The organism is Phormidium pseudopriestleyi FRX01 (genome assembly GCF_017313335.1).
Classification (GTDB): Bacteria; Cyanobacteriota; Cyanobacteriia; order Cyanobacteriales; family Laspinemataceae; genus Laspinema; species Laspinema pseudopriestleyi.
The window spans coordinates 1-2,641 of record NZ_JAFLQW010000202.1 but is presented as its reverse complement, the minus strand read 5'-3'; the positions used below and the strand labels follow the sequence as shown (position 1 = coordinate 2,641).

The 2,641-nt window shown below is 47.9% G+C and carries 4 protein-coding genes; all 4 read right to left on the bottom strand.

Translation table 11 applies throughout. The features are described from left to right. The coding region (locus J0895_RS07325) for a citrate/2-methylcitrate synthase (protein ID WP_277989797.1) at nucleotides 1-476 on the bottom strand (476 nt) is incomplete at its 3' end. Between the two features lie 250 nt (nucleotides 477-726). Beyond that, nucleotides 727-1,227: a phosphohistidine phosphatase SixA gene (sixA, locus tag J0895_RS07320; protein ID WP_207087452.1), complete on the bottom strand. Its 501-nt coding sequence runs from the start codon at nucleotides 1,225-1,227 to the stop codon at nucleotides 727-729. 645 nt (nucleotides 1,228-1,872) lie between these two features. Next, nucleotides 1,873-2,184 carry a DUF3181 family protein gene (locus J0895_RS07315; protein ID WP_207087451.1) on the bottom strand — a complete coding sequence of 104 codons (312 nt, stop codon included), beginning with the start codon at nucleotides 2,182-2,184 and terminating at the stop codon, nucleotides 1,873-1,875. Further along, nucleotides 2,177-2,428 carry a 2TM domain-containing protein gene (locus J0895_RS07310; protein WP_207087450.1) on the bottom strand — a complete coding sequence of 84 codons (252 nt, stop codon included), beginning with the start codon at nucleotides 2,426-2,428 and terminating at the stop codon, nucleotides 2,177-2,179. Before J0895_RS07310 ends, J0895_RS07315 begins: the two co-directional genes overlap by 8 nt. Nucleotides 2,429-2,641: the final 213 nt, after the last annotated feature.

Genomic DNA, 2,641 nt, shown 5'->3' with positions numbered 1-2,641 from the left:
TCCCGAGGTTGAATCGGGTCATTCCCTTTCCGCATCATTTGGAATGCCGCCACCATTGTTGGAATTTTTGCCAACAACCGGACCGCCGCCGCGCGAATATAGGCTGGATCATCTAAAGCCCGACGGGAATAGAATAAGCCGAGGGCAGCAGCTGAGGCTTGCAGGGCGTCCATCGGGTGACCGCTTTCGGGAAAACATTTCATCATGTCCCGAATGCGATATTTAATGCGGCGGTGGTAGCGAATTTCCTTCTCAAATGCATCCAGTTCGGTTTGGGTCGGGAGTTCGCCCCAGATCAATAGATAGGAGGTTTCCAGAAAGGTGCTTTTGAGGGCCAGTTCTTCGATGGGAATATTGCGATATTCCAAAATTCCTTTCTTCCCATCCACGAAACTGATACTGGATAGGGTGACCGGAACGCCTTCTAACCCGGGCTTAAATTCAAAACCGGTCTTTAGTTCGTCCGCGACAGTCATAGGTTTAGCCTTCGCTGTAATTAAATATCTTCAAGCTAACTTATCAGATCTGCTGGGACTGTTCCTGCTTTTACAAAAATCCTTTATGGAACACCCCCTCAATATCCGCAGCGCTTCAGGGGATAAAAGGTTTGAATTTCAATGCTTTCAGAGTTTTTAGTGCACCAATCAAGCCGGAGGACTAAGGACTGATTCGTTATGAATTGATGATTTAGCTACCCCATCATTTTATAACGAATCGCCAATTAATTTATAGCAATAATTTGGGGGAGGTTAGCCAAAATAGGAAACTATTTCCCACGGGATCCCCAGTTTCAGGGAGGACCAAACCAATCACCCCAGCTTTTTTGAGGATCAGTCCTTCTTTGGGTTCTCCCCATACCAAAATTTCGGCCCAGTTGCCCTGATCCGGCTGATGGCCGACGAGGGCCAAACAATGCCCGCCACTTTGACGCCATTGCTGATACCAGTTGAGCCAGTTATTGATATCCCCATTCGGGACCAGGGAAGTAGATTCTTTAATCTTATGACCTAGGCCGGCAGTTTGGAGAATATCAGCGGTTTGCCTTGCCCTCAGCAGAGGGCTGGTCAAAATCAGATCGAAATGAATATTCATAAGATGCAGACGGTTCGCCACTTTCCGGGTTTTTTGAACCCCCTCCTTAGTAAGCTGGCGGTTCTCGTCTGGAGCATTATCTGCCCGGTTTTCGGCGATTCCGTGCCGGATCAAATAAACTTTAGAGGTTGACACTCCCCGGTCTAAAGACACGGGGATTCTTGCACAGCCTTAGACCAAAGCCTAATTCTGATGGGCGCTGTCAAAACGCCTCTAATAAGTCCGCTCAAATCTAATTTGAACTTTCCCTTTACGTTTAGCTTGCGAAGGATATGACTCGCCATTACAGCCCGCATTGATATATCCAAACGTTCCAGTTCTAAACAACTTACACGTTTTCTGCTTGACTGCCACTGTTGCCGGTTTTTTACCGAATTTGGGTAGCACATCATTGTCCAGAAAACTTGCCTTTGTCTAATGATACTCTATAAGGGTAGAGTTTTGCAGAAAAATGCGATAGAGCGCTACATTAACGACCCTCATCATGGTTAGACTACAGTGTAGGCGGTTAAAACCGCTCGTGTGGGCTTTCCACATAGCATCTTTAGAGGCGAGGCTACCAGCCCTACCGTGTTTCTCTTGTGTTTTCATGAATTTCATTTCCTGGAGAGGCTGGATTCCCGATCGCGAAACCGTGATTTGGACCTGAGAAATACTGCCCAGGTCAGAAACTGACCCAGGGGCCCAAAATGCCCCCGAGGGATGTTTTCCTCAAGCGCCCCACTGATGGCAAAGCTCTTGTCGAGTCCGGTTCGAGTGGTTGTCTTCTAGCCTTAAGGACTAAAGTTCGCGCTGATACTCTTCTAGGATGCTGAGGAGGTCCATTTGTTCGCCGGTGGGAATCAGATCGATTAGGGGAATTTGTCGCCGTCCTCCACCGAGATTAACGTTGATTCCGGCAAGCACTTTGCTCACGTCGGATTCATTGACGGCTGCATTTTCGCTGACTAAGGGATAGAGTTGTTCAGCCAAGAGGGTGTGCAGATGAGCGTCATCTAAGCGCAGACGCCATTTGGCGACATCGATATAAACGCGATCGGCAATCTGAGCGGCCAGTGTTTCTATTTTTTCAGTGTTACTGGAATTAGCCATTAGATTCTTCAGAATAATTTGCAATTGCGAGAATATAAACCCCGTGAGCGATTAACAGCAATAGCCAAGCGCTGGTGAGCCAAGGGGTCCAGGGCCACGGGGGAGATTGCCAGGACCGGAAAAACCAGAGGCCGGAATTGCTCGCCGCAAACAGGGCCACATGGACGGCGAAATTCATGCGATCGTCGAGTTTCCGGTAATCTGGTTCACGGCGATCGGGTTGACGAGGCCAACGAGGTGGCATAGATCACCTTTGTTTTGGAATTAAGTCGCTCGGGTTTTAAACCGGGCTTGTACTTTTAAAATTGTAAGTCTTCCGCTCTCCAAAACTTACTCAAACTTAATTGTATGATGTTTAGTTCCTAGCTTGGATCTTCCAAGACCTTTCCATCACTAGGCTTACACGGCTGAACTATCCGCGTTTTCCTTTCTTTATGGACGCATTTAAGTCACGATC